Origin of the sequence: Aneurinibacillus thermoaerophilus (genome assembly GCF_900099925.1) — a bacterium.
Classification (GTDB): domain Bacteria; phylum Bacillota; class Bacilli; order Aneurinibacillales; family Aneurinibacillaceae; genus Aneurinibacillus; species Aneurinibacillus thermoaerophilus.
On the sequence record NZ_FNDE01000011.1, the window covers coordinates 40,258 to 64,784 of the forward strand.

Below are 24,527 nucleotides of genomic sequence, written 5' to 3' on the forward strand. Positions count from 1 at the left end.
AAGAAAGATACGAAAAAGGGTAAAGGGGTAAGATTGTATGGATAAACAAATGACGCTGTTTAAACGGTTAACAGAAGCGTGCGGTGCTCCTGGATTTGAAGGAGAAGTTCGTGCCATTATAAAGGAGTACATAAGTGAAACGACAAATGAGATCGTTTTTGATAATTTGGGAAGCATTTTTGGTGTGCTGCGCGGCGACGAGAACGGCCCGAAAATTATGGTAGCTGGTCATATGGATGAGGTTGGTTTTATGGTAACACGCATTACGGATCAAGGGTTTATCCAGTTTCAGCCGCTGGGCGGATGGTGGAGCCAGGTTCTGCTGGCGCAACGCGTACAGATTATCACGAACAACGGCCCGATCATGGGCGTTATCAGTTCCATTCCACCGCATGTGTTGCCGGAAAGCAGAAAGAATAAACCGATGGATATAAAAGATATGTTCATCGATATCGGAGCGGATAATAAAGAAGACGCAGAGGAAATTGGCGTCCGTCCCGGACAGCCTATTTTGCCCGTTTGTCCGTTCACGGTAATGGGAAATCCGAAGAAGATGATGGCTAAAGCATGGGATAATCGGTATGGTTGCGCGCTTGCCGTGGAAATGATGCAGGAAATGAAAGATGCGAAGCACCCGAACATAATTTATGGCGGAGCGACGGTGCAGGAGGAAGTTGGCTTGCGTGGCGCCGGGACGGCGGCAAACATGATCGAACCGGATGTGTTCTTTGCGTTGGATGCAAGTCCGGCCGGGGATATTCCGGGTCTCAAGGAAGGGATGGGCAAGCTCGGGAAAGGGCTATTGATGCGTATTATGGACCGGACGATGGTAACGTTGCCAGGGTTGCGTGATTTTATGATTGATACGGCTGAAGAGTTAGGCATTCGTTATCAATTTTTCGTTTCTCCGGGCGGAACGGATGCGGGACGAGTACACTTGACGGGAAAAGGGGTTCCATCGGCTGTTATCGGCATTCCGGCCCGCTATATCCACAGCCACGCAGCCATTATTCATCGCGATGATTATGAGGCGGCTAAACAGCTTTTGCTGGCGCTGTTAAAGCGCCTGGATCACGCGGCATTAAAGCGCATTAAAGAACGGCAGTAAAACGCGGAGGGGAAGCGTCGTGCAGTATTTATACTTGCACAGAATTACGAATAACAAACAGCAGGAAGCACAATACGTATACCGCTTTGATGATCACAGGCTTTCTCCCGGCAATCTGGTGATTCGCAAGCTGTTTTACTGTATGTTGCAAGCATTACAGGATGAATTGACAGACGTAGAGATCGAATATAATGACGCGGAAATCGTTAAGTTTGCCGGAATGGAGAGGGCGGTGGCATTCTTGACGCTGATGGGCGCGCAGAAAGCAGAACAGCGCGAATACCGGAAGGACGGCGTGTTGTTGAGCCGGACCTTTACGACAAAGCTTACGCCTGAACGGCTTACTTACTTCTTCGGCCTTCAGGATTTGGATGAAGTGTATCGTCTTCGTTTTTTGGCTGGAGAAGAGGAAAGGATTCATCTTTATTTTGCTAGCACGTTGAGTTGTCGATTATCTTTCCAGAAAGAAGAAACGTTTCTTGCACTTTTGGAACGTCATCGGGTGCCGCATAAAATTTTAGAGGCAAAGCGCTAATTTTTTGTCGATTTTTGCGTAAAAACAGGTGGATTTCCTAAATTTTCTATTGTTTCTTGCTGAATTTTATATTATTCTTTTTATGACAACTTATTCAAATGGTTGAGAGTTGTTGTTTTTTGGCTCCGCTTTTGCGGAGTCTTTTTTTGTCGACAAGAAGTTTGTTTGCCTCAGAAAATAAATATTAACAGGTGTGATATATACAGATGTTTTCCATATACACAAAAACCCGGAGAAAGGAATGCTTCTTCCAGGTTTTTGTGTATAGATTATATAATTTCGAATCCGGTAATCCCTTTAATGGGATTGTCCATGTTGCGGCCATCCCCATAATACAGGTAAACGGGACCATCTTTGCGGATCGGTTTGCCGTCGATCGCGAAACAGACAACCGCTTCATATGCCTCGCTTAAAGGAATACGTATTTCTTCACCGCTTTCCCGTTTACAAACCAGGGTAGAAGCGGTTTCGTTCGGTTCCGCGTTTTTCAGGAATGGGCCAAGGTTCATACCGTAATCGCCCACGATTTTTTTCTTTTCTGCGAACAGTTTCTCGCTTTGTTGCGTTGGGGCGACACCTTGCGTTAATTCGCGATCCCACCGTTGCCCGATTTTCATAAGAGAATCATCAGCACCTTCAGTTTTTTCTTGGCCGATGTTCGCAAAGAAATCCTCTAATTTGAATTTCCGATCATCGAAAATCCAGACGCTTGGATCAAGGGTAATGCTGTATTTTACATTGCCGCTGATGGTAATAACGTCTGCCATATTTTCTCACTCCTTTTATAGAAAGTAAAACGCGGCGCCAAGGATAACATACACGACAATGAGCAGCACGCCTTCGTACCAGTTGGTGTTTCCGTCGCGGGAGATGGACGACGCGATAAACGCGCTTACGCCGATGGCGGCTAATTCGTACGCCGTGAATATAAGATCCATCTGTTTGCCGAAGATAAGGCTAACAAAAACGAGCGTTGGTGCCACGAATAGCGCGATTTGCAGGCTGCTGCCGACCGCGATTTCCACGGACGCGCCGATTTTATTTTTCAATGCGAGGAAGATAGCTGCGCTGTGTTCGGCAGCGTTACCGACAATCGCAATCACGAAGGCACCGACGAAGATTTCGGACCAGCCGAGGGCGTGTGCCACCTCTTCAATACTATGCACCAGCCACTCGCTTGTAATCGCGACGAAGACGGTAGCCACTACCAGCATAATAATAGAGAATCCTTTCCCCCAGCGCTGTCCTTCCTCGATTTCTTCTTCAACCGCATGATCGGCCAGTTCTTCTTTATGCGTAATCATAGAGAAGATGAGCCACAGTATGTAAGCGATAATAAGAAGGCCAGCGATAATCAAACTCAGTGTGTCGATACGCTCCGGCTTCAACTGTTTAAGAAATACGGCCGGAATAAACAGCGCGATTACGGAGAGCAGCATGAGCGACGCGTTATGGCCGGCCAGAATCGGGTTAAAGCGCTGTTCTTTGAATTTTAGGCCACCAGCGATAACGCTGAGTCCAAGGACGAGCAGCAAGTTCCCGATGATGGAGCCAGTGATGCTCGCTTTCACCATGTCGAACAAACCTTCTTTAATAAGGAAAATGGCGATAATAAGTTCAGCCGCGTTGCCAAACGTAGCGTTCAGAAAGCCGCCGATGCGTTCGCCAGCGTAGTGGGCGACATTCTCCGTTGCGCGGCCGAGAAGCGCAGCCAGCATAATGATGGCCGCCGAGGTTGTGACAAATTGCAGGCCGGATGATTGGGTGAAGTAATGTGCCCAGCCGCTTAGCGCTGTCAGCGCGATGACGAGCGCAAAAAACATTTTCTGATTCAAAAAATTCCCTCGCTTTCTTCACCGATTCCTTGATTTTTGGTTTGCGGATGAATAACCTAAACAATAGTGTAAAACAAAGAAGAAGAAAAAAGCAAAAATTTTTCACATATCGATAGGAGAAACGGAAAATGAAAAAAATAGCTGTAATCGGAGCGGGATATGCGGGGCTAGCCGTAGCTACTGGTCTGGCTCATTTCGGCAACAAAATTCGCTGTTTCGATATAGATGAAAAGAAAATCGCATTGCTTTCCGAAGGAGACCTTCCGTTTTACGAACCGGAGATGGAAGAAGAGCTGCACCAGCAGGTGGCGGAGGGAAGGCTTTCATTTGAAACAAACGTTGTGGAAGGTGTCACATGGGCGGATATCGTTTTTATTGCGGTAGGAACACCAGGGATGGAAAAAGGAGCCGCTGACGTATCAGCGGTGTTGGAAGTGGCTGAAACCATCGGGCGGCATAGCGGGACGGATACGGTTGTCGTTATTAAAAGTACAGTTCCGCTTGGTACATGTGAAAAGGTGCAGGATGTGCTGCGTAAAACGGCACAAGGTCGATGGTCCTGCGATGTGGTGGCTAACCCAGAGTTCTTAAGAGAAGGGCAAGCGCTGCGAGACTTTTTCCATCCGGCTCGGATTGTTATCGGCGCGGAAAGCGAACGAGCGGTAGAAACGATGCGAGCGCTGTACGCTCCACTAGTAAAGGCCGGGGTACCGTTTTTAATCACGGATTTCAGAACGGCGGAAATGATTAAATACAGCGCCAACAGCTTTTTGGCGATGAAAGTCGCTTTTATAAATGAAATCGCGCGGCTGTGCGATGCGATGGGGGCGGATGTCACAGCTGTGGTGAAGGCGTTGGGAGCCGATCCGCGCATTGGGAACCAGTATCTGTCGCCAGGACCTGGCTACGGAGGTTCGTGCCTGCCGAAAGATACGGAAGCATTCGCCTTGTCCGCGCGGGAAGCAGAAGCGCCGCTTACGATTGTAGAAGCGGTAATCGAAAGCAATAAACGGCATAAACTTTATGTGGCGGAAAAAGTAAAACAAGAATTTTCTGATTTAAGAGGCATTAGGCTTGCTGTTTTTGGGCTCGCGTTCAAAGCGGGAACGGACGATATGCGCGAATCACCGGCTGTTGCCATTATCGAACAGTTACTTAAGGAAGGCGCACAAGTCTCGGTGTATGATCCGGAGGCGCTCATCAATGCGAAAAAGAGGTGGAGGAAACAGCTGGCATACGGGAAGAATCCGTATGAAACAGCAAAGGGGGCCTGCGCGGTGCTGGTATTGACTGAATGGCCCGAATTTCTTGCGCTTGATGCAGAAAAGCTGGGTAGAGTAATGGAGAAAAAAGTGTTGTTTGATTTTCGTAATTTGTATAACAGAAGCGTCTGGGAACGCGCTGGTTTTCAGTACAGAGGGATGGGGCGATAAAAAATGTTATAACAGAGAATAAGTTTCTTTCTTTTTATTGACAATAGTTATCATTCGCACTAAACTATATAGCGAACATGAAATGATAATAAATTTTACTGTATTATCTGTATTATCTTTATAAGCACCTAGAGGGAGAAGGGATTTCGATAATGAAAGCATGGAAAGTATTGACCACTATAGCAGTCGCGACGATGTTTGTACTATCTGGATGCGGTACTGGACAGGGAGCAGCTAAGCCGCAGACGGAGAGTAAACAGGCGCAGGCAACGGAAACGAAAACAGAATCGAACAAGCCGCAAGAAGGGCAATTTAATGCTACCGCTTATACTTCCGCGTTAAAAGAACTTGTTAGCTTGGTGAAGAAAGGTGAAGACAAAACGCCGGTAGATTGGGATAAGGCGCAGAAAGCATACGACGAAAAGCTGAAGCAGCACGTTCAGATGCTGGATGGAGAATATAAAGAAAAGGTTGATGAGCAGCTGACTGCAGCGCTTACCGCCGGTAAAGCGGGACAGATGCCTGCGTCAGTAGTGGGCCAAATCGTCGATAAACTGCTTCAGAAAACGGCATTTTTGACGGCACGTTACGAGTTTAAGCAGGCGGACGACAGATTTGACAATAAAGAAGAAGCGAAAAAAGCGGTAGCAACCGCAAAAGAAGTTTATGAAGCTTCTTTGAAAGGCACGATGGAGAAGCGCGATAACGCGTATCAGACTCAGCTGTTGAGCGCCATTGATACCGGATTTTCCGAAATGAACAGCGCTATTGATAAAGGTGATAAACTGGCGTACAATCTCGGCAAACAAATGGTTGATAAATCGCTCATGAAAGGTTTCTATCTCGCTTCTGGCGGTGAAAAAGGCTACGCTTACAAAATTGAAAAAGGCGTCCAAGAAGGTGAGAAGCAGGAGAAGTTGAAAGAGATGCAGGCTGAGGGGTGGGCGTTCTTCCAATCGCTTCAGGGATACCTGTCAAAGCATGATAAGGAATCTGCGGATTATATTAACCAACAGTTTGATCTGTCCAACGATCCGAAAACGATCAAAGGTGGCAAAATAAATGCAGCGTATATTCGTGCAATTACAGCTACAGCCAAGAGTGAATATGACGAATCATTCAAAAATTGGGGACAAGACAAAGCGGTGATTACTTCTTTAGAAGGTGCGCTTTTTCTCGATATGATAAAATTGGATTTACCGAAAGTGCTGGGAGACAAGGCGAAGGCGGATAAGCTGCTTGAACAGGCGCAACAACATTTGAATGCCGTGAAAGCAGGCGATAAGCAAAAAGCGGAAGCAATTTATAAAGAAATGACACCAGCGCTTGACAAGCTTACATCCTACGGTAAATAATTGAAAAATTATATCATAAAGAGCAGGGGGCATGGTTATGAAACAATCAGCGTTCATTTCCGCCCTCTTTGTTTGCTTGCTTATGTTTACGCTTGCGCCGGTGCCGGCGTGGGCGTATTCATACGGCAATCCAAACGAAGAGGCCGTAGCGGAAAACTACAAACAAGTGGCGGCAAAATTGAATCAGGATCCTCCGGATTACAGCGGAGCGATTCAAGTATTCCAGTCTATTAAGGGAGAACTGGACATGCACATGGGGCCTGAGCCGGCGAAAGTGATGATTCAGGCGCTTGAGGATAAAGATAAAGAAGCGGCCCTGAAAGCGTATCATCAAGTGCTCGTGCTGAACATCGCACGTCGCATGGAGAGTGTAGAAAAAGACTTTAAAAATTATGAACAAAATAAACTTTTGCTTGCAAAAGCAAGGGCTACATACGAAGCACTTTCCCCGATCGTGAAAGAAAAAGACCAAGCGCTTGACCAAAAAGTGCGCGCTGCGTTCGATGAAGCGCTTGCTTCGCTTGGCAACCCGGGCTTGTTCGGCGTTGGGATAAAAGAGCCGGATCAGGCCAAATACAAGGAAAAGAAAGAAGAGATTTATAAAACGCTACAGGACAAGTTTCAATTGAAAGACATAGAAGTTGGCCACTTTAAACCGGGCGAAGGACCGGGCAATACGGCAAACGCGAAAAAAACATCCACTGGTATCAGTGACTTGAAAAACTGGGTTCCGCTCGCGGTGATCGTGATCGTACTTGGATTCATTATTTTTCGGACGATGCGCAAACGGCGCGGATAAACGATGAAGCGCGCAGCATTGATAACCTTCTTGGCGTTGCTTGTCCGTCTGCCGTTTTTGGCGCAAGGACCGGGTGGATGGGATGATGTGGATTTTGCGTTAGGGCTGCAAGAGTATGATTTGGCAGCGATGCAGCCTCATTTTCCCGGTTACCCGATATATATGCTGGTTGCGTTTTTATTCGGCAGTTTGACTGACAATCCCTTTCTTGCGCTGTCCGCGCTATCCGCCGTGGCGGCATCGCTTACCGTTTTCCCGTTATATAGCATCTCTTTACGTTGCGGCGGAAAGCGGGTGGCTGATGCCGCTTGCTTGTTGTGGGCTGTAGCGCCGCTTTCGGTTGTGCTCGGGACGCAGCCGTTATCAGACAGCTTTGGTACATTGCTGGCCACATTGCTTGTCGCAAGCAGTCTTCGTGCGCTGGATGGAACGCTTGGCGAACGGCGACGAGCACTGGCTCTTTTGGTGAGCGGGATTTTGCTTGGACTTTTGTACGGTGTACGGGTGTCATATATCATGCTGGGAGCTGTACCGCTTTGGGCCGGATATGTATATGGGCGGGATACAAAGCGGTGGATGGACGTGGCGAATGCTGCGTTTGGAGCCGCTCTTGTGTCGTTGTTATGGGTGTATGCAATGGCGGTGAACGTAGGAAGCATGCAAGGGCTGTGGGAGCTTGCGCGCGCTTTTACTGGCGGTCATTTCTCCGATTGGGGTGGCGCGTACACCGGGGGAAATATCATGGAGCGTTTTGGCTATTGGATGTTACGCCAGTGGCTGGCGGCGGGGCTGGGCGCGCCATGGCCGGGACAGCACTGGATAAGTCTGGGCGTGCTTGTTCTTTTGCCGGTAGCTCTGGTCGGATGGTGGATGGTGCAAAAGAAAGTGCGTCGGACAGCGCGTACACGTTGGCGTGAAGCCGGACTTTTTTTTATGTGGATTGTTCCGTATTTTTGGTGGGCGTTTTTTGCTCAGAATGTAGAGAAACCGCGCCATATTTTGCCGTTGCTTGTTCCTTTGCTTCAGGGACTTGCGTTTGGTTTCCTAAGCTGGCGGAGAGCAGGGAGAGTCTTTTTGCTGGCATTTGCCGCATGTATGGCGGCGGTGAGCTGGACACAGATTCATGATCAGCGGACGCAGGCGTCACCGATGGTGCAGCTTGCGGATTATGCCGCGCTACATTTGCCGGCTTCAGGTGTAGTGTACACATACGAAGAAGAACGAGTGATGCGTTATCGTCATCCGTCGCTACAGGTGGTTCGTTTGCGCGGCTGGCCTGTGTTTCAAACATCGGTTCTTAGCCTGAGAGCGCAGCCTGAATCCGTGTTTATGACCGATGCGGTCTTGGAAGGCTTTCATAAACCGATCTTGCGGCAATATGTCAGGGAACGCGCACGTTTTACGGGAAACCCTTGGCTGTACCCGACGTATCATCGCATTATTTTGTATGAGATTCGTCCAGATCGGAAAGTGGAATGGCGCAATTGTATCCGAAATGGATAATTGATTTCACCCGTTCTTCCACTTATAATGAGAATGAAAATAATTATTGATTAGTGATTTTGAGGGAGTGGCGAGCATGGAGTTGCAGGCTTTTTTAATTACGTTCCGCGAAGCTCTGGAAGCGTTGCTCATTGTCGGAATTATTACCTCCTATTTAAAGAGGGTCAACCGTCCTGAATTCACCAAATACGTATGGTTAGGTGCAGCGCTTGCGATCATTGCTTCGCTTGGTCTCGCCTTGGTCTTCCAGGTAGTGTTGGATGGCTTCGCTACGATGGGCGCACAGACCTACATGAAAGTGGGGATTATGATCATTTCCGGTCTTTTGCTCACGCAAATGGTGTTTTGGATGGCGGCGCAAGCGAAGGATATTTCAAGCGAAATGAAGGGCAAATATGATAGGTTTATTACGACGGGCAACGTGATTGGCATGGTAGTTCACGCATTTCTCGTCGTCTTACGCGAAGGGGTTGAGACGGTATTTTTTTTCGCGGCGATTACGGGTGGCGATATTGGAAAAGCGATGCAAACGTGGGGCTCGTTTGGCGGCATCGTGCTTGCAGCGGTTGTCTCCTTTCTGTTCTTCCGCGGAACAATGCGCATTCCGCTTAAAACTTTCTTCAAAGTAACCGGAGCATTTATTGTGTTGATTGCCGCTGGATTAATCGTGCAGGCGATTTCAATTTTGCAGGATATGAACATTCTCGGATCGCTCGTGCCTCATGTATATGACTTAACGTGGTTTATGCCAGAGCATCCGATTGATGAGCAGCACTATATTCGCGATACGGGACATACGCCTGTTATTTCCGGAGATGTAGGTGTTTTCCTTAAAGCGTTGTTTGGATATGCATCCTCCCCTTCGCTGGAAGAATGCCTGGTTTACTGGGGATACTTCCTAGGGCTGTATCTGCTTTTACGCGGCAGAAATGAACGGAAAGACGCGGCGGAAGGGATGGAGTATGCGAAGGAGAGTCAGGCAAAGATTAAAGAAGCATGAGAGCCGGCGCAGCCGGCTTTTATCTTTGCGGGAGAGGAGAACGACAATGAAAAAAGCGTCAGCGTTTGAAATTATTGCGGCCCGCTGCTGGAATGTGTTGAACGAAGGGAAGACATTTACTCCTGTATATGTAACGGGCATTGCATTTCTTTACTATGTGGCAACCGACTGGCAGACAGATAAATTTTTTGTGGCTCTACTCTGCTTATTGCCGTTGTTTGTAATTTATTATGCGTATGATTTTCCATTGTATTTACGATGGTTTTTATGGCTGCCTCTGCTTGCCGCGACCTGGCTGTTTGGTGTGCTCGATATAGGGCTGTTGCTGTTTAGTCTTGGTATGTATATTTTTTTCACCGTGTTTTTCTGGGGAACATTGTATTATCATTTGCGGATCGGTACAACCTGGTGGAATTTCTTGCGTATCTGGAAACTATTCTTGAAAAATACGGACTCCACCAGTGGTAATGTCTTTGAGCAAGTGCCGAAGTTTTTTCTTCAGCTTCTTGTTTTTTCAGCGATTTATAATGTGCCAGAGCCAGCGGCACTTCTGGGAAAGCTAGTGGTGTTTTCAGCGGCGCTGCTTGTAGCTTCATACATGATTCACAAATATTTATTTAATTGGAAGCCGGTAGAATACCCAACATATACCGATCCGGCTGATTTGCCGAAAAAGCCGCTGGCAAAAAAGGTGGTTGTGGTTGTTATTGATGGTTGCCGCAAAGAGCGTCTTTATGAAGCGGATGCGCCGTTTTTGCATCGTTTGATGCAGGAAGGAACCGTGTATGAAACGATGGAAACGATTTATCCAGCTCGCACCGTTACCTGCTTTTCTTCTATGTTTACGGGAACGTATCCGAGCGAACATGGCATTAAATCCAATATGGTATGGAGTTTATTAGTGAAAGTGGAAAGCATATTCGACGTACTGAAAAAGCAGGGAAAAAAGGGAGTGCTGTTCGGGTGCGCGCATCTGATCGATGCATTCGGTGATTATGTTGAAAGTTTCACTGCGGTTTCGCACAACGATATTGTTGATAGAAAGATTATGGAGCAGGCCAAAGTCATTTACGAGCGGGAAAATCCTGATTTGTTTGTTGTACAGATGATTGCTGTAGACCAGACCGGACATAGCCGGGGTGTGCTATACCCGGAATATCTAGAGAAAATAAAAGAAGCGGATGAACTTATCGCTGATTTTCACGCCTGGCTGATGAAGCGCGGCGAAATGGATGAAACGGCGTTTATTGTTATGGCGGATCATGGCCAAGGAAACGGGATTGGCGGACACGGTCATCTGGATGTTGGCGAGCGGTTCGTACCGTTTCTCATGCATGGTCCAATGATTCAGCGTGGGAAGCGGGTGGAAGAATTTCGCAGCATTGTATCGCTTGCCCCGACCATTAGCGCTTTGCTAGGCGTACCGCTGCCCGATCACGCGCGCGGACCGATCCTAAAAGAAGCATTCAAAGCGGAGGAGTCGATAGAAGATGAAGAAGCTTATCATCGTTATTCCCGCATTCAATGAAGAAGCATCCGTAGGTACGGTTATTGCCAAAGTGCCGCATGCATTTGATCCGGATGTAAAAGTGGAAATACTGGTTGTCAATGACGGTTCGACTGACCGTACGGTGGAAGCAGCGGAGCGCGCTGGCGCGGAACATATTATGACATTTTCCAAAAACAGAGGATTAGGCGCTGCAGTGCGCGAAGGGTTGAAAGAAGCATATCGGCTGGGTGCCGATCTTGCGGTGATGATCGACGCGGACGACGAATACCCGGCTGATCATATCCCGCGTGTGGTAGCGCCGATTTTGAAAGGCGAGGCAGATTATGTGCTCGCTTCCCGTTTTCGTCGACGCGTGCGCGGCATGAAATTGTATCGCCGGCTTGGTAATTACTTTTTTACCGCGCTGCAGATGTTGCTTCTGCGCAAATGGATTACGGACGGACAAACCGGCTTTCGCGCTTTTTCGCGTCCGGTGTTGCGAGATATGGACATTATTCATGATTATAACTACGCCCAGGTAATGACAATGAATATTGTGCGCCAGGGTTATCGTCTCGCTGAAGTAGACATCCCATACAAAGTGAGAGAAACGGGCGAATCGTTTATTACATTTTGGGGTTACTTGATCAATGTCTTCCCGGCCATCTGGCGGGAATGGCGGCGGACGGACATGAAAAAGCATTCCGGCCGCTTTGATTCAAGAATGCAGGAATAAAAATAAAGCAGGCGGGTGAGGAACTAAGTTCCCACCCGCTACGTTTTTTCTTATCATGTAAGTAGCAAAAAACTCGCGAGGTACGTCTGTCTTTGCTTTTTATTTGCAGAAAATGTGTTTTCCAATCTTTTTAATCTGCGGGCGTGTCCAAATCCATGGTGATGTGGCTGTATCCGGGTTGAAGTAATAAAGAGCGCCACCGGTAGGATCCCAGCCGTTAAGAGCATCCTGAACCGCTTTTTCCGCCGTTTTGTTTGGCGTCAGCCAGATTTGGCCGTCCGCCACTGCCGTAAAAGCTCCAGGTTCAAAAATGACGGCGCTTGGGGAATCAGGGAATGATGGGCTCTTTGTACGGTTCAAAATAACCGCAGCTACAGCGACTTGTCCTATGTACGGTTCCCCGCGCGCTTCGCCGTATACGGCATTCGCCATAATTTTTAATTCGTTTTTTGATAGGGCCATATTGGTTTTTGGCAGCTTTTCGCTTGGTTTCGGCGACGGAGATGAAGCAGCGGTTTCACCCGGGCCAGGACGCCAATTTTTCGTCGCTTGCCACAGCTTCAATTTCGTTTTTGGTCCGAGAATACCGTCAATTTTTAAACCGAATTCGTATTGGAAGTTACGCAGCGCGTTATATGTGCGCCATGAAAATACGCCGTCTACTTTTCCTGTATAGAAACCAAGAAACTTTAGCCGACCTTGCATTTCCTTTACGTCTGGCCCAGACGAGCCGACATACACCGTTTGTTTGCTAAAAGCGTGTGTAATCTGGTGTGGAATCCAGGGAAAACTTGCGTATAACAAAACGAACGCCACGCAAAGGCAGACAAGCCATGCACCCTTTTTTCTGTTCATAGGAACCTCCATTTACAAAGTTTGAGCGTAGTTATCCATATTTTGAACGATAAGAAAGAAAAACATGTGTATAATGAAAAGAGAACAAAAAGGCAATGATTGGAGTTAAGGGAACTATGGATAATCAGTTTGAGGAAATGGCAAAAGTGTGCAAGGCGCTCGGTCATCCGATACGCCTGAACATTTTGGATTTGCTGGCAAAGCAGGAGGAATATTATTGCGGTGATATCGTTTCTCTTGTTGGCATGGCCCAGTCCACCGTTTCACACCATTTGAAAATCTTGAAAGATAGCGGACTTGTGGAAACAGAGGAGCGCGGAACGTTTGTGTGTTACCGCGTACGGCGGGAGAAGATGGAGGAACTTTCAAAATTCTTGCTCGCATTTTAGAAAATTTTACGACGCTTTCGGCAAACAAGTTGTCATTGCCCATTTGAAAGAATAAAATGAAAACTAACTAGGTACACAAAGGAGGAATTCCCATGACCGATGATGTAAAAGGAAACGGAGTTGTACGCATTGCGGACGATGTAGTGGCCGTAATCGCTGGAATCGCAGCAAGCGAAACCGAGGGTATCGCAGGGATGTCAGGCGGAATTACCGAGGGACTGGCGCGTAGGGTCAGCGGTAAGAATGTGCAAAAGGGAGTATCTGTGGAAGTCGGGGAATTTGAAGCGGCCATTGACCTGCGCGTTATTGTTTCATACGGTTCGAAAATAGATGAAGTATGCCGGAATCTACAGCAAAATGTAAAAGATGCGGTTGAATCAATGACAGGTTTGCGCGTAGTCGAGGTCAATGTGAAAGTAGAAGGCGTGGAATTTCCAAAGCAGGAAAAAGAGATGCTGCCCGAGTCGGCGGCACAGCGCGTAAAATAAAGCAAAAAGGCTGTTCGGTCTTCCGAAAGCCTTTTTGCTTATACAACTGATTCCATGACCTTTCCTTTACTTGTATAGTGAGGGGAAGGTCATTTTTAGTTATTTACAAACATATAATTGTACATTATAATATTTTGTATAAAAATTGAAAAAAATACAATTTTTGAAAAGGGGAGGTTTTATGAGAAAAACGATAATGTTTTCTTCATTATTTACAGTTTTTTTGATGTTTGGCGGTCAATCAGTTAGTGCTAATGAAATCGCTACACCTTCATCATCCCCAGATGCAAATGCTGTAAATCAAAAGGCACCTATTCCTTTGTCGTTAAGTGATGCATACAAAGTGACCATAGAAAAATCAGATGTCAAAGTAGAGGATTCTGCCCAAGTTGTGTCTTCTCAAAAGGATGTAATTCCTTTATCATTAAGCGATGCATACGAAGTAAGAGTTGAATCATCAGTGCCGACTTTAGTAAACGGCGTAACAGTAAACAAGCCAGTATTTAATTTCTATTTCAAAAACATAGTAGTAAACCAATCGTATACGATTTCTCAAGACAAATCATTTGTTGTTAAAGGTCATAGTTCCGGGGTGAAAATTACAAAAAATCAAGTAGTTGGTAATACCAGAGAGATTGCTTTTTATGTTACAAGTAAAGGACAGCACACGATAACATTAGAAAACGATCACGAGATTAGAAACTTGATTTATCAAACTCAATAAATTGTAGTATTTCATTCCTTTACGCTGGATTTGGACAGGGACTATCTGTACTTTCCGGTTTGACAGACACTCCACACGGCTGAAGCGGTCAGATACCTGGGGTATTAGCGTCCGCGAGCCGTTTCCGTTTTGGACAACACCCAAGTTTAGGGGCGTGTCATCACCTCATCTGTTCTACGGTGCTACACCGCATGTACCTACATGGACGGCTCAGCAATGGATGAGTGCAAAGAATGCTATCTTGGCTCGATGAGATAAAACGTCCCGGTACCTGCCAGAACGAGTTGGCTTTGGTCATTATGTATTTTGCATTCACACACGCACAATGTTTTGCCCCTTCTGAGAACGGACGCGGTAGCGATCAGTTTATCCCCTGTTCCTGGCGATAAATAGTGAACGTTCATCTCGGTTGTTACTACTTTATATCCGGTCGATCGGCTTGCAACTGAGCCCATGACTGCATCAGCCAATGTAGCCGTAATACCGCCGTGCACAATGTTTAAACCGTTGAGCATAAACGGGGTGATCGGCACTTCAAAACGATATGTTCCATCTTCCAGATATTCTCCCTGCAATCCGAGAAAACCGGACAAATAAGCAGTTTTGCGTTTGCGATCACGCATATATTCGATAGCTTGGCGCGCGAGGTAGAGAATTTGCTGTTCGTCTTCCGTACCGTTTTTCAATGTATCTCTGATAAATTCTAGCAATGATTCCTGATCTTTCTGCATTTTGCATCATCTCCTTAATAGTGGAATGTTTTTTTTATTATAACTAAAAAATAAGAAGGGTGTCCCAAAAATGATGGGGCACCCTTTTGCGTTACCATATATACGCATAGAAAATATTGCATTCCGTTTGCGATCAAATGACCTTTTGAGATAGTCTCTATCCTACGAGCGCCTGGGAGGCGAGCATAGATAGACGGGTGAGATCCACGTTGCCGCCGCTTACTACGAAAGCGACTTTTTGCTTTGGCAGGGAAAGCTTGCCTGAAATAAGTGCAGATAGGGCAGCAGCGCCCGCGCCCTCGGCTAACACTTTGCTTCGCTCAAGCAGCAAGCGCATGGTTTGCTTGATGTCTTCTTCGGTCACAAGAATAATATCATCTACGAATTTGCACATCATGGCGAGCGGGAGTTTTCCCGGCATTTTTACAGACAGTCCGTCTGCGATGGAAACGGGATGTGAAATCAGCACCTGTTTTCCTGCCTTCCAGGATAAGTAGCCGGAATTTGCCTCTGCAGGTTGAACGCCGATGATCTTGACGGAAGGTTTGAGCGCCTTGGCCGCTGCGGCGATACCGCTGATAAGACCGCCGCCTCCGATCGGGACGACAATGACATCCAAATCAGGATTCGCTTCAAATATTTCGAGCGCAATGGTTCCCTGCCCGGCGATGACATCCGGGTCATCAAACGCGTGCACGAACGTACTCCCTTCTTCCGCTGCAATTTGCCTAGCTTTGGCGCAGGCATCGTCATATGTGGCGCCATGCAGCACGACGCGCGCACCGTATCCTTCTGTTGCCTGTATTTTTGTCTTTGGAGCATGCGCTGGCATAACGACGGTTGCAGGGATACCGTATTTTTGGGCGGCAAGCGCCACACCTTGTGCATGGTTACCCGCAGAAGCGGTAATCAGACCACGTTTCCTTTCTTCTAAAGATAGACTGACGAGCTTATTATAGGCGCCGCGGATTTTAAAGGCCCCTGTTTTCTGCAAGTTTTCTAGTTTTAAGTATACTTCGCAGCCGCACATCCGGCTGAATGTTTGCGAAAGGTGAAGCGGTGTCTTATGGATCACTCCTTTCAGACGTTCGCCAGCTTTCTGTACTTGTGCAAGTTGAACTTCGTAATTCCCAAGGAAACCACCTCCAATAATAATAAAAAAATCCCGTCCCATACAGGGACGAGATTGCTCGCGTTACCACCCTGATTCCGCTGTGTTTTAACTCCATACCAGAAATGTGTATACTTACATACAGCGGCACCTTATTCAGCGTACCATCATACGCCGTTCCTGATAACGGAGGAAAGCCGGTCGCTCCTACTGCAATGTTCGGATGACACCTCAGAGGGGATATGATGTTCCTGCCGTTCACTGACTCGCAGCTACCGTCAGCTCTCTGGGGAACGGGAAAGGAAATCACGTGTCCTCATCACAGGTTATTCTGAATATTAGAGTATAAATAATTTGGAAAAGTTGTTGAAATTATAACAAATCAATTTGTTTCCCGCAAGAGGGAAAAATGATAAATAGCGAAGGTGGAACGATGAAGATAAGGGATGTTTTTGAGCAGCTTAATACGCGGCTGTTGTGGAGACTCGCGGAAGAGAATGCATGGCCGTTCACATTCGGGGAGGCGGAGGCGCCGCTTGATGAAATAGCAGCTTACATAAAGGACGCGCGCACCATTGAGAAGACTTGGCAGGTACTATCCAGAGAGGAAAAAGAAGTATGGTTGCATTTTTTGTTTCGCGTTGGAGAAGATATTGTGACGTACAGGCAAATGGAGGAATATGCGAAAGCAGTGTCGCCGATTGTTGCATACGCGGGTCTTACCGGATTACGACGGCGCGGACTTATTTATACGCTGCGGCGTCTGTGGGGGGAAGTAGTATATTTGGCGCCGTATGATGTGCAGAGAGCATGGCGCGCTTGGCTTTTGCCGCGGGTGCTGTCAGAAACGCAAGCAATATCCGTAGATGCAGAGTTCCAATCTGTTACGCCGCTTGTTCATGTGCTTTTCCGCCTGTTGCAAACGCATCGCCACAAACCGATCGCGCTTACTAAAAAGAAAACGATGACAATGAAAATGCGTCGCGTTTGGCAGGCAGTTATCCCGTATGCGGAAGAATGGTTCGCCCCGCTGTATCCGGAAGCGTGTGGAGACGGTGCGGCACGGGAGCGATTTTTTCTGGAATTGCTTGCTGAGATGGATTTATTGCGTGAGCGGGAGTCAGAAACCGGGCTGGAGTATATTGTCCATGAAACGGCGGCGGCCCGGCTGTTTCATGGCGCGGAAGCGGATGTGCAGCGCCGTGTTTATCAGCAAGTGAAAGAAAAGCTAGGCAGGCTGGGGCCTTGTAATCCTGTCATTTTGGATTGGATGGAAGCGAAAGGTGTGAACACGTTTTCCCTGAATGAATTGCAGGCAGCGGAAAATAGGCTTTTGCGGGAGAAAAGCCAGGCCAATCAGTCCAAACACTGGCAGGTGTTTGCCGAAAATATATGCGCTTTGCTTACCGCTTTTGGATTTATTTCTAGGACGGGAGAAGGAATGGACGCGTCTATGCGCTGGAATATGAATTTGACAGCCAATGAGGAAAATGCCGTAGCGAATTATGGTATCGGGTATGTCCAACCTACGTTTGAAGTGCTTCTGCTGCCGCATGCATCATATGAGGTGCGCTGGCGTCTTGGCAGGTATGCAGAACTGGTAGAGCAGCAGGAAGTATGGGTGTTTCGCCTGACACGGCAATCAGTGCGGGCGGTGAAGGGGGAAGAAGAGAACGAAGCGCTTATCCGTTTGCTTGAGCAAATTCAGCTTGAGGTTCCGGATAATGTACGCGTGCAACTAGAGCAATGGATGCGGAGCGAACCAAGCGTCATGCTCGAACAAGTAGTGCTCGTGCGCTGTCCGGATGCAGAAACGGCGCAACAGCTAGCCGCTTTGCCGGAATTTGCTCCGTATTGGCGTGCGAGAATCGGCGAAAAAGATTTTATTGTAGATGCGTCGCAGGAAGCAGCGTTGCGAGAGGCTTTCACGCTCCGCGAGATAAATATAAACCAAAAAAGCACGGCAAAAGAGCCGAGTGAAGCGGGACGGTTTCCATCGCACGCCTCGCATTCTATTGGGTTTGCGGAGAACGGATATAAGATTGAATCTGTATTCCCTGCTTTTGAAGATGTTTTGCCTGAATTAAAAGATGTACCGACGATATGGCACAAAAATTTCCAACGATATCATCATTCAACGCTTCGCACGTTGCTTATGACTGCGCGTTCGCTTGGCATCCGACTAAAGCTGGAAATTAATAACCGGCCTATAGAAAACGCCCGCGTGCTTGATATACGCGCAGAAGGCGGAGCGTATCGGCTGACGCTTGATGCGGAAGGGCGGATGGAGAACATAAATATGGAGAATGTAGGGAGAATAAAATTAGAGCTGCCCGCCCTTTGGAACGAGGACTAGGCAGAGAATATGCAACATGGTACAATGATACCGAGGTGAGAATATGTCAGGTCAGACAGCGACTGTATCACCGCTTGATTTTTATGAAGTGATGGAACGAGCGCATCGCATCGGAGAGCAGCTCGTGGCCTCTGAGGAAATGAAACGGTACCTGGAATTCCGCAGGCGGATGGAACAGGACCCGGAGGCGGAAGCGAAGATTGCTTCCTTCAACCGCATGAAGGAAGCGTATGAGGAAGTGCAGCGATTCGGAAAATACCATCCAGATTATGATAGAGTCACTCGCGAGATTCGGCAGAAAAAAAGAGAGATGGAAAAAGTAGCAACTGTCGCCGCTTTCAAAAAAGCGGAAAATGACCTGGATGAGTTGTTGTACCGTATCAGCCGCACCATCGCTGACGCGGTTTCTGCGAGCATTAAAGTGCCGAGTAACAATCCGCTGTATGAATTGGCGGGTGGTGGCTGTGGTAGCGGCGGGTGCGGGACGGGCGGTAGTTGTGGCTGCACCGTTAAAAAGGGGATATAAAGATGGGAGGCTGCTCCTTCTGTCTTGCAAGGGCCGCTTGAGAGATCAGGCGGCCTGATGTACATTTGATTTAATATGTCCGCGCTTTTGCGGGCAGAGATAGGAATGTCAGAATGGATGATATTATATTCTTGATACAAGCAAGTGAGGTTTTATAGCGTATAAGTTAGAACTAAGGGAACTTATAAAGTTGTCATTTTTTAGAGCCTCAGTGTTTGATAACAATCATCGCTGATGGATACTATACGAAAAAGGAGAGTCGGAGAATGAGAGAGCGACGTGTCGGGCTTGCGGTGTATGTCAAGAATATCAAAGTGGCTCGTAACTTGCGCAAGTTTGGCAATATTCATTACATATCCCGTAGGTTGAATTATGTATCCATGTATATCGCCGCAGATACGTTAGAAGAAACGATTGAGAGAATTTCCCGGCTTGACTTTGTTACTAAGGTGGAGAAGTCTTACCGCCATGAAATTCCGGTACATTATGATAATGCAAAGCCAGATAAAGCGAAAGAATTCGACTATAAAATGGAAGAATCGCAAATCTTGTCTATCGCCAGGGGAGGAGCAATCGAACGATAGATGAGAGAACAGGCAGCATTCCGTTTCGTAACAAAATTGTTATAGTTCCCCTTTTTGTTTGTTGGAAAACAGTGTAACATTGTTTTAGAATAATAGGGAAGGGATTTTGCAGAATGGGGGAAGTAATGTATGTTTCAAAAAATTTTAGTAGCAATTGATGGCTCTGAAATGGGAGAAAAAGCGCTAGATGTGGCGCTTGCCATCGCAAAAGAAGAGCAAGTTGAACTCAGCTTGCTTCATGTGGGAAAAGAAGTTGTCGTTTCGCCGTATATGGTCGGAGAAATGGCTTATATTTCTAAACATTATGATATTGATTTTAATGAAGCGATGAGAAAAGAAGCCGAAGAATTGCTAAATAAGGCGAAAGCAAAAGCCGAGGCGCAAGGGGTGGCGGCAACGCCTGTCTATCTAAAGGGAGATGCGGCACGGCAAATCGTGGATTACGCGGATAAAAATAAATATCAGCTTATCGTGATCGGCAGCCGCGGGCTGAGTGGCTTTAAGGAAATGATGCTCGGCAGCGTTAGCCACAAAGTGTCGCAGCTAGCGACCTGCCCGGTGTTGATTGTGAAGTAATACAATGCAAGCAAAAGGAAATCATTCCTGTTTTTTAGCGGGGATGATTTTTTCTTGTCTTTTTTTAGGAAGACAATTATACTTAAAATCAGATAATGAGAATCATTTTCATAATAGAGGATAGAGGAGTGAAGGGGTTTGCAAGAGAGAAAGAAAAAATACCCGTTTCGCACGGTCATGTCGATAAGCTTAGCTTCCGTGCTTGCATTTATGAGCGGCTGCGGTACGAATGAAAAGGCAGCCATGACAGGGGAAGACACTAAGGCGAAGAAACAGGAAGCGAAACAAAACGTTTCCGTACCGGTTAAAGATTATACTTTTGATACGGCCGGCAATATGTTTGCCTATACGGAATTTGAACTGTCGGGCGAGCCGATGGTAGAAGCGCTTGGCTTAGATCTGGATGTGCTGGATGCGGCGAAAGTTGATCAGCCGACTGTCTTTGATTACACGGCCGGAATTGAATCGTATGAGTATTCGGAAGAGGCGATGTACGAAGTTGTGGAAAAATCAGGCCTTGGTCTTCATATGATTCACGCGCCAATGATCAAACAATTGGCGCAGAAGGCGGGCAAGAAAGAGAATGAAATGTTGGCGCAGCGCTTTATTGAGTTGGCGAATGCTGCAGGACATAAGCCGGATGAAATTCCGCGCAACATGTATCCGACGTTTATTGAGTACAGCAAAGGCGATCCGCACTATATTCAGCCTGTGGACACATCGAAATTTGCCGACGGTGAGAACGGTACATACATTCCGAAATATCAGGTCGACTTTAAAACGCTGCGGTGGGATCGCGATAAGATGGATAAAACGCTGGTTCCGGCTGCGTATGGCTCCGTCTTTTTGAAACAAGCGCTATGGGCGAGCGACTTTTTAGGAGCAATGCACACGATAGACACGGAAGAGGAAGTGGAACCAAAAACGGATAAAGATGACGAAAACCCGAACATTGCCTTTGGCGGAGACTCTACTGATGGTCTTCAAGGTTTAATCATGTCCGAGCAGATGTGGAACAAGGCTGCATATATCCGGGATTCCCTGTTTTATAATCCACAAACCGGAAAACTAGGCAAAGCGGAAGGCGCTTCTTATGATCCGAAGAAGCAGCTTGTGTACCTGCCGCATGCCATTGCCGTTACGGAAAACGGAGATAAGGAATATACGGCAGCTACGTCGCTTGAAGTGAAAGATCCGCGCAGCTTGCTACAGGATCAGTGGCTGATGTTATGGGCTTTGTCTGAATACTTTGGTATGACAGATCAGCGGGAAGCTAATGCAAACACGAATCCGGCATTCCGTGCCGTATATGACGGAAAGCCGTTCCCGGCTGCGCCGAAGCAAAATATTGATAACCGCGCAGATAACGATATTCGCTCGGATGATCCGTATTCCATTAACCGTGACCTGTTGTTGCAAATCTTCAAAAATATTCAGATGATGCACTGGAATGATAAGGAAGGCGTGTTTATTGCTGAACATGATGGTAAGCAGCAGGGCATGCATATGGATACATTTGATGCCGCATATGCTATGGAAGCGTTACGCATTTTCCAACGTGCGTTTGATGGCTTACCGGTTGGCTACGCCAGCGGGGACGATGCCAAAGGATTGGAGACAAAAGAAGGAAAAGCCGCGCTTGACATGATCCGCAAGCAGGCTGACTTTATCATTTCCAAGATGATTGATGAAAAAGGATTGGTGGCTAACGGTTGGACAGTGGGCAAAGGCAAAGACGCAGATGCGCCGACACTGAAGGCACAAACCGGCGCCATCCGTGGCTTGACGGCTGCGTTTCTAGCGACTAAAGATCCAAAATATCGTGAGGCAGCACGGAAAATTTACGCGGCTATGGATAAATACATGTGGGACGATAAAGTGAAAGCATATAAAACGTCAGGGGATCAATACGAGTATGATGCCGTTGTCGCAGGCGGTGTTTCTGGAGCATTACGTATGGGTATTGCTTCCCTGCATAACATAGAAACCGATAAAGAAAAGATTCCGGCACTTGATCGCAAGACCATTATTTCGCGCTACGTCGATTTTTACGATCGCGTAATTGATGGCCCGGCGCTTGACCAGGGCATGCAGACGAGCGAATTCTGGGATACTGGAGACTTTTATAAAGAAGGCGACAAGTCCGGTAATACAGATGGTGATAACGTGCCACAGATTCAAGCCGGTCACGGTAAATATGGTATCGCGCCGGTACTTGTTCCGGTTGAGGTGAAAAGCAAATAGGAGGCTATCCTCCTATTTTTGCTGTTTATTATTATAGAAAAAGAAAATGCGGGAGCAGAAAAAATGAGGAAATGGAGAATTTGGATTGCCGCCGCGTTCGTTCTGTTAATGATGCTGAGCGGATGCAGCGAGAAAGAGACTGTAACGCAAGAAACGGTGACGCGCAATGCCCCGGTTTCAAGCAATAGCATTGTCAAAAATCGGGCCGGGGATGTATTGTACACGGCTAATATTGATGTTAACACCGTATCGGTGATCGATGTGAAGCAGAACAAAGTTACCGCAGAGATTGCGGTAGGCCGTGAACCGCGTCAATTGGCGTTAAGCCCGGATGAAAAAACGTTGTACGTTACGTGTATGTTTGACAACAAAGTTGATGTTATTGATATCGCCGCCAAAAAAGTGACGGCGTCGATTCCGGTCGGTATCGAACCGTTTGGCATCGTGACGAGTCCGGACGGAGGAAAAATATATGTTAGTAATTACCGTTCTTCCACATTGTCTATCATTGACCCTGAGAAACGAGAAGTAACAAAAACGATAAAAGTTGAGGAACGACCGCGCGGGCTGGCGTTAACCGCGGACGGAAAAAAACTGTATACGGTTCACTATTTGTCCGGGCATATTAGCGTGGTTGATACTTCCAAAGAAAAAGTGGGAAAAATAATCGCTTTAGCTCCTTCTCCGGATAAAGAGGATCGCAAAAAGAGCCAGGGGCTTCCAAATACGGTTGAGCAATTCGTGATTGCGCCTGACGGTAAGACCGCTTGGGTACCGCATCTTGTAACAAATACAGATACGCCGATTCATTTTGAGGAAACTGTTTTTCCGGCGATTTCGGTTATCGATCTTGAAAAAGATGAAGAAATCAAGCAGGAACGTAAACAATTATTTGAGAAAATGGATGTGCGAGATGTAAAAAATGAAACGATAATCGTGTCTAATCCGGCCGATGTAGCATTTATGCCGGATGCAAGCAAAGCGTTCGTGCTTATGTCGGGCAGCGAAGATTTGGTTGTATTTGACTTGGTCCGGGGCGGTAAGGCGACTCAAATCGTGCGGCGCATTCCGGGCGATAACCCGCGGGGGATGGTGCTGTCGAACGATGGAAACGAACTGTATGTGCACAATGCAATGAGCCACAGTTTAGCTCGCATTGAAACGGGCGGGAATGAGGCATATGCGGAAGCGAAAGCAAAGCCTGAAACGTTGCGGTTGATTGCCAAAGATTCATTGCCGCCGCTTGTCCGGAAAGGGAAAACCATATTTTTTAGCGCGAATAGCGATAAATTTGCGGCACCGATTACGGGGAATAACTGGATGAGTTGCGCGTCTTGCCATGCGGACGGGGACATTAACGGATTAACACTAATGACCCCGAAAGGTCCGCGTAACGTACCGAGCAATGTGCTGGCGATGCGTACCGGATTGTTTATGTGGGACGGCAGCCGGGATGATTTTACGGATTATCTGTTGACCGTACAGGGGGAGATGGGCGGTTTGACAGCGTATGATCCGGGCAAACCATTACCCCCGAAAGTTGAAGAAATGTTTACCGCTTTGAAAGCATATCTGGAGTACTCGGATTCGTTTCCGGTGCCGAAAAGTCCGTACCGTAACCCTGACGGTACACTAACTGTGAAAGCGCAACAGGGTAAGGTGTTGTTTGAAGGCAAAGCGGGCTGCATTACGTGCCATGCCGGAGAGACGATGACCGATAGCGTAAAAGCGGTGGATGCGACAGGCAAGCTGACGACAGCTAATACGCAATTCCTTCATGATGTTGGTACAGCAAGCCAGCTTGATAAAGGTACACCAGGCGATCCGCGCGCCAACTACACCAATCCGCGGAGCAAGGAATTGTTTGATACGCCGACATTGCGCGGAGTATGGGCTACTGCGCCATATTTGCACGATGGTAGCGCCAAAACGATTTACGATGTGCTTGTTACGCGTAATAAAGAAGGGAAGCACGGAAATGTTAAGGGGTTGTCCGACGAAGAAATTTCTGCCCTTATTGAATATGTAAATTCACTTGAATAAGCGATACGTAAGCCGTCTTAAAAGCAAGGCGGCTTTTTTTGTGTAAAATTTTAGGAAAGTTATTTAAAATTTACCAATATATGGTATAATTTATAAAAAAAGGAGGT

Annotated in this window: 23 protein-coding genes and 1 other annotated feature; of the genes, 18 read left to right on the top strand and 5 right to left on the bottom strand. The window is 47.1% G+C overall.

The window, feature by feature from the left end; translation table 11 throughout:
- Positions 1 to 37: 37 nt before the first annotated feature.
- Together BLR88_RS07780 and BLR88_RS07785 are read left to right on the top strand one after the other, a co-directional pair.
- Positions 38 to 1,108: a M42 family metallopeptidase gene (locus BLR88_RS07780; RefSeq protein ID WP_057898181.1), complete on the top strand. Its 1,071-nt coding sequence runs from the start codon at positions 38 to 40 to the stop codon at positions 1,106 to 1,108.
- A 19-nt stretch (positions 1,109 to 1,127) separates the two neighbouring features.
- A complete protein-coding gene (locus BLR88_RS07785; protein ID WP_057898182.1) occupies positions 1,128 to 1,643 on the top strand; it encodes a hypothetical protein in 516 nt (171 codons plus the stop codon).
- A 269-nt stretch (positions 1,644 to 1,912) separates the two neighbouring features.
- Here BLR88_RS07785 and BLR88_RS07790 read toward each other — a convergent pair whose 3' ends face one another.
- Together BLR88_RS07790 and cax are read right to left on the bottom strand one after the other, a co-directional pair.
- Entirely contained in the window at positions 1,913 to 2,410 is a 498-nt protein-coding gene (locus BLR88_RS07790) for a hypothetical protein (protein ID WP_057898183.1), read from the bottom strand.
- Positions 2,411 to 2,425: 15 nt separating this feature from the next.
- Positions 2,426 to 3,478 (bottom strand): calcium/proton exchanger, encoded by a 1,053-nt coding sequence (gene cax, locus BLR88_RS07795; protein ID WP_254778259.1) that lies wholly within the window; start codon positions 3,476 to 3,478, stop codon positions 2,426 to 2,428.
- A 128-nt stretch (positions 3,479 to 3,606) separates the two neighbouring features.
- Here cax and BLR88_RS07800 point away from each other — a divergent pair, with 128 nt between their 5' ends.
- The 7 genes from BLR88_RS07800 to BLR88_RS07830 all read left to right on the top strand — a co-directional run bounded on the left by BLR88_RS07800 (position 3,607) and on the right by BLR88_RS07830 (position 11,793).
- The gene (locus BLR88_RS07800) at positions 3,607 to 4,911 is read left to right on the top strand and encodes a UDP-glucose dehydrogenase family protein (protein ID WP_091260363.1); all 1,305 of its coding nucleotides are present in this window, start codon (positions 3,607 to 3,609) and stop codon (positions 4,909 to 4,911) included.
- A 152-nt stretch (positions 4,912 to 5,063) separates the two neighbouring features.
- Positions 5,064 to 6,266 carry a hypothetical protein gene (locus tag BLR88_RS07805; RefSeq protein ID WP_091260365.1) on the top strand — a complete coding sequence of 401 codons (1,203 nt, stop codon included), beginning with the start codon at positions 5,064 to 5,066 and terminating at the stop codon, positions 6,264 to 6,266.
- 37 nt (positions 6,267 to 6,303) lie between these two features.
- Positions 6,304 to 7,065 carry a hypothetical protein gene (locus tag BLR88_RS07810; protein ID WP_091260366.1) on the top strand — a complete coding sequence of 254 codons (762 nt, stop codon included), beginning with the start codon at positions 6,304 to 6,306 and terminating at the stop codon, positions 7,063 to 7,065.
- A 3-nt stretch (positions 7,066 to 7,068) separates the two neighbouring features.
- Positions 7,069 to 8,568: a glycosyltransferase family 39 protein gene (locus tag BLR88_RS07815; RefSeq protein WP_057898188.1), complete on the top strand. Its 1,500-nt coding sequence runs from the start codon at positions 7,069 to 7,071 to the stop codon at positions 8,566 to 8,568.
- A 76-nt stretch (positions 8,569 to 8,644) separates the two neighbouring features.
- On the top strand, positions 8,645 to 9,568 hold the full coding sequence (locus tag BLR88_RS07820) for an FTR1 family iron permease (protein WP_057898189.1): 924 nt from the start codon (positions 8,645 to 8,647) through the stop codon (positions 9,566 to 9,568).
- Positions 9,569 to 9,614: 46 nt separating this feature from the next.
- The gene (locus BLR88_RS07825) at positions 9,615 to 11,096 is read left to right on the top strand and encodes an alkaline phosphatase family protein (RefSeq protein WP_091260367.1); all 1,482 of its coding nucleotides are present in this window, start codon (positions 9,615 to 9,617) and stop codon (positions 11,094 to 11,096) included.
- Positions 11,059 to 11,793: a glycosyltransferase family 2 protein gene (locus tag BLR88_RS07830; RefSeq protein ID WP_057898191.1), complete on the top strand. Its 735-nt coding sequence runs from the start codon at positions 11,059 to 11,061 to the stop codon at positions 11,791 to 11,793. Before BLR88_RS07825 ends, BLR88_RS07830 begins: the two co-directional genes overlap by 38 nt.
- A gap of 99 nt (positions 11,794 to 11,892) precedes the next feature.
- On the opposite strand, the gene sleB is transcribed toward BLR88_RS07830, so the two are convergent.
- On the bottom strand, positions 11,893 to 12,648 hold the full coding sequence (gene sleB / locus BLR88_RS07835; protein WP_091260368.1) for a spore cortex-lytic enzyme: 756 nt from the start codon (positions 12,646 to 12,648) through the stop codon (positions 11,893 to 11,895).
- 116 nt (positions 12,649 to 12,764) lie between these two features.
- Here sleB and BLR88_RS07840 point away from each other — a divergent pair, with 116 nt between their 5' ends.
- The 3 genes from BLR88_RS07840 to BLR88_RS07850 all read left to right on the top strand — a co-directional run bounded on the left by BLR88_RS07840 (position 12,765) and on the right by BLR88_RS07850 (position 14,249).
- Positions 12,765 to 13,037, top strand: coding sequence for an ArsR/SmtB family transcription factor (locus BLR88_RS07840; RefSeq protein ID WP_162265004.1), 273 nt, complete (start codon positions 12,765 to 12,767; stop codon positions 13,035 to 13,037).
- 92 nt (positions 13,038 to 13,129) lie between these two features.
- Positions 13,130 to 13,525 (top strand): Asp23/Gls24 family envelope stress response protein, encoded by a 396-nt coding sequence (locus BLR88_RS07845; RefSeq protein ID WP_057898194.1) that lies wholly within the window; start codon positions 13,130 to 13,132, stop codon positions 13,523 to 13,525.
- A 181-nt stretch (positions 13,526 to 13,706) separates the two neighbouring features.
- Positions 13,707 to 14,249: a hypothetical protein gene (locus tag BLR88_RS07850; protein WP_057898195.1), complete on the top strand. Its 543-nt coding sequence runs from the start codon at positions 13,707 to 13,709 to the stop codon at positions 14,247 to 14,249.
- Positions 14,250 to 14,485: 236 nt separating this feature from the next.
- Here the strand turns inward: BLR88_RS07850 and BLR88_RS07855 are convergent, their stop codons facing one another.
- Positions 14,486 to 14,980: a PaaI family thioesterase gene (locus BLR88_RS07855; RefSeq protein ID WP_254778261.1), complete on the bottom strand. Its 495-nt coding sequence runs from the start codon at positions 14,978 to 14,980 to the stop codon at positions 14,486 to 14,488.
- 157 nt (positions 14,981 to 15,137) lie between these two features.
- Positions 15,138 to 16,154, bottom strand: coding sequence for a threonine ammonia-lyase (ilvA, locus tag BLR88_RS07860; protein ID WP_057898197.1), 1,017 nt, complete (start codon positions 16,152 to 16,154; stop codon positions 15,138 to 15,140).
- Positions 16,154 to 16,423: a binding site (T-box leader), on the bottom strand. Its footprint overlaps the gene before it by 1 nt.
- Before the next feature lie 77 nt (positions 16,424 to 16,500).
- Between ilvA and BLR88_RS07865 the strand changes: the two genes are divergently transcribed.
- From BLR88_RS07865 to BLR88_RS07890, 6 genes are all read left to right on the top strand, one after another.
- Positions 16,501 to 18,447: a helicase-associated domain-containing protein gene (locus tag BLR88_RS07865; protein WP_091260370.1), complete on the top strand. Its 1,947-nt coding sequence runs from the start codon at positions 16,501 to 16,503 to the stop codon at positions 18,445 to 18,447.
- 43 nt (positions 18,448 to 18,490) lie between these two features.
- Positions 18,491 to 18,973, top strand: coding sequence for a YlbF family regulator (locus BLR88_RS07870; RefSeq protein WP_057898199.1), 483 nt, complete (start codon positions 18,491 to 18,493; stop codon positions 18,971 to 18,973).
- 266 nt (positions 18,974 to 19,239) lie between these two features.
- Positions 19,240 to 19,557, top strand: a complete 318-nt coding sequence (locus BLR88_RS07875) for a YlbG family protein (RefSeq protein ID WP_091260372.1) — start codon at positions 19,240 to 19,242, stop codon at positions 19,555 to 19,557.
- A gap of 129 nt (positions 19,558 to 19,686) precedes the next feature.
- Positions 19,687 to 20,133, top strand: coding sequence for a universal stress protein (locus BLR88_RS07880; RefSeq protein WP_091260373.1), 447 nt, complete (start codon positions 19,687 to 19,689; stop codon positions 20,131 to 20,133).
- 177 nt (positions 20,134 to 20,310) lie between these two features.
- Positions 20,311 to 22,377 carry a hypothetical protein gene (locus tag BLR88_RS07885; RefSeq protein ID WP_057900261.1) on the top strand — a complete coding sequence of 689 codons (2,067 nt, stop codon included), beginning with the start codon at positions 20,311 to 20,313 and terminating at the stop codon, positions 22,375 to 22,377.
- A gap of 63 nt (positions 22,378 to 22,440) precedes the next feature.
- Entirely contained in the window at positions 22,441 to 24,420 is a 1,980-nt protein-coding gene (locus BLR88_RS07890) for a YVTN family beta-propeller repeat protein (protein WP_091260396.1), read from the top strand.
- The last annotated feature ends 107 nt before the right edge of the window (positions 24,421 to 24,527 follow it).

Excerpts from the sequence above, each read along its gene's own strand:
- BLR88_RS07800 (WP_091260363.1), top strand. The coding sequence starts at position 3,607 with ATGAAAAAAATAGCTGTAATCGGAGCGGGATATGCGGGGCTAGCCGTA.
- BLR88_RS07780 (WP_057898181.1), top strand. The coding sequence starts at position 38 with ATGGATAAACAAATGACGCTGTTTAAACGGTTAACAGAAGCGTGCGGT.
- BLR88_RS07850 (WP_057898195.1), top strand. The coding sequence starts at position 13,707 with ATGAGAAAAACGATAATGTTTTCTTCATTATTTACAGTTTTTTTGATG.
- BLR88_RS07875 (WP_091260372.1), top strand. The coding sequence starts at position 19,240 with ATGAGAGAGCGACGTGTCGGGCTTGCGGTGTATGTCAAGAATATCAAA.
- BLR88_RS07890 (WP_091260396.1), top strand. The coding sequence starts at position 22,441 with ATGAGGAAATGGAGAATTTGGATTGCCGCCGCGTTCGTTCTGTTAATG.
- ilvA (WP_057898197.1), bottom strand. The coding sequence starts at position 16,154 with ATGGGACGGGATTTTTTTATTATTATTGGAGGTGGTTTCCTTGGGAAT.
- BLR88_RS07790 (WP_057898183.1), bottom strand. The coding sequence starts at position 2,410 with ATGGCAGACGTTATTACCATCAGCGGCAATGTAAAATACAGCATTACC.
- BLR88_RS07820 (WP_057898189.1), top strand. The coding sequence starts at position 8,645 with ATGGAGTTGCAGGCTTTTTTAATTACGTTCCGCGAAGCTCTGGAAGCG.
- BLR88_RS07830 (WP_057898191.1), top strand. The coding sequence starts at position 11,059 with ATGAAGAAGCTTATCATCGTTATTCCCGCATTCAATGAAGAAGCATCC.
- BLR88_RS07840 (WP_162265004.1), top strand. The coding sequence starts at position 12,765 with ATGGATAATCAGTTTGAGGAAATGGCAAAAGTGTGCAAGGCGCTCGGT.
- BLR88_RS07865 (WP_091260370.1), top strand. The coding sequence starts at position 16,501 with ATGATAAATAGCGAAGGTGGAACGATGAAGATAAGGGATGTTTTTGAG.
- BLR88_RS07815 (WP_057898188.1), top strand. The coding sequence starts at position 7,069 with ATGAAGCGCGCAGCATTGATAACCTTCTTGGCGTTGCTTGTCCGTCTG.
- BLR88_RS07810 (WP_091260366.1), top strand. The coding sequence starts at position 6,304 with ATGAAACAATCAGCGTTCATTTCCGCCCTCTTTGTTTGCTTGCTTATG.
- BLR88_RS07805 (WP_091260365.1), top strand. The coding sequence starts at position 5,064 with ATGAAAGCATGGAAAGTATTGACCACTATAGCAGTCGCGACGATGTTT.
- BLR88_RS07825 (WP_091260367.1), top strand. The coding sequence starts at position 9,615 with ATGAAAAAAGCGTCAGCGTTTGAAATTATTGCGGCCCGCTGCTGGAAT.
- BLR88_RS07855 (WP_254778261.1), bottom strand. The coding sequence starts at position 14,980 with ATGCAGAAAGATCAGGAATCATTGCTAGAATTTATCAGAGATACATTG.
- BLR88_RS07885 (WP_057900261.1), top strand. The coding sequence starts at position 20,311 with ATGTCGATAAGCTTAGCTTCCGTGCTTGCATTTATGAGCGGCTGCGGT.
- sleB (WP_091260368.1), bottom strand. The coding sequence starts at position 12,648 with ATGAACAGAAAAAAGGGTGCATGGCTTGTCTGCCTTTGCGTGGCGTTC.
- BLR88_RS07880 (WP_091260373.1), top strand. The coding sequence starts at position 19,687 with ATGTTTCAAAAAATTTTAGTAGCAATTGATGGCTCTGAAATGGGAGAA.
- BLR88_RS07870 (WP_057898199.1), top strand. The coding sequence starts at position 18,491 with ATGTCAGGTCAGACAGCGACTGTATCACCGCTTGATTTTTATGAAGTG.
- BLR88_RS07845 (WP_057898194.1), top strand. The coding sequence starts at position 13,130 with ATGACCGATGATGTAAAAGGAAACGGAGTTGTACGCATTGCGGACGAT.